Source organism: Janthinobacterium sp. DSP2-3-3 (assembly GCF_049897325.1).
GTDB lineage: Bacteria > Pseudomonadota > Gammaproteobacteria > Burkholderiales > Burkholderiaceae_D > Janthinobacterium.
Genome location: NZ_JAFCWA010000038.1, coordinates 1 through 1035, shown reverse-complemented (window position 1 = coordinate 1035; position 1035 = coordinate 1). Strand labels below are relative to the sequence as shown.

Sequence of the window (1035 nt, the reverse complement as noted above, 5' to 3'; positions counted from 1 at the left end):
ATAGGGAAGCCGTAGAGAAATCGAGTCCGAATAGGGCGATCAGTCGCTGGGTGTAGACCCGAAACCAAGTGATCTACTCATGGCCAGGATGAAGGTGCGGTAACACGCCCTGGAGGTCCGAACCCACTAATGTTGAAAAATTAGGGGATGAGCTGTGGGTAGGGGTGAAAGGCTAAACAAACTTGGAAATAGCTGGTTCTCTCCGAAAACTATTTAGGTAGTGCCTCAAGTATCACCATCGGGGGTAGAGCACTGTTATGGCTAGGGGGTCATTGCGACTTACCAAACCATTGCAAACTCCGAATACCGATGAGTGCGAGCTTGGGAGACAGACGTCGGGTGCTAACGTCCGGCGTCAAGAGGGAAACAACCCAGACCGCCAGCTAAGGTCCCAAAGATTGGCTAAGTGGAAAACGAAGTGGGAAGGCTAAAACAGTCAGGATGTTGGCTTAGAAGCAGCCATCATTTAAAGAAAGCGTAATAGCTCACTGATCGAGTCGTCCTGCGCGGAAGATGTAACGGGGCTAAGCCAGTCACCGAAGCTGCGGATATATCTTAGGATATATGGTAGGAGAGCGTTCTGTAAGCCTGCGAAGGTGTCTTGTAAAGGATGCTGGAGGTATCAGAAGTGCGAATGCTGACATGAGTAGCGATAATGGGGGTGAAAAGCCTCCACGCCGTAAGCCCAAGGTTTCCTGTTCAACGTTCATCGGAGCAGGGTGAGTCGGCCCCTAAGGCGAGGCAGAGATGCGTAGCTGATGGGAAGCAGGTTAATATTCCTGCACCGTCGTATGATGCGATGGGGGGACGGATCGCGGAAGGTTGTCCAACTGTTGGAATAGTTGGTTTCTGTCTCATAGAAGGCGCTTAGGCAAATCCGGGCGCGCAATTCAAGGGGATGGGACGAGTGAACTTGTTCACGAAGCAATCGGAAGTGGTTCCAAGAAAAGCCTCTAAGCTTCAGTCATACGAGACCGTACCGCAAACCGACACAGGTGGGCGAGATGAGTATTCTAAGGCGCTTGAGAGAACTCG

General features: G+C 51.4%; 1 rRNA gene. It reads left to right on the top strand.

Annotated features, from left to right (window positions below):
• A 23S ribosomal RNA gene (locus ACP7DE_RS27975) occupies window positions 1–1035 on the top strand; the annotation flags it as partial.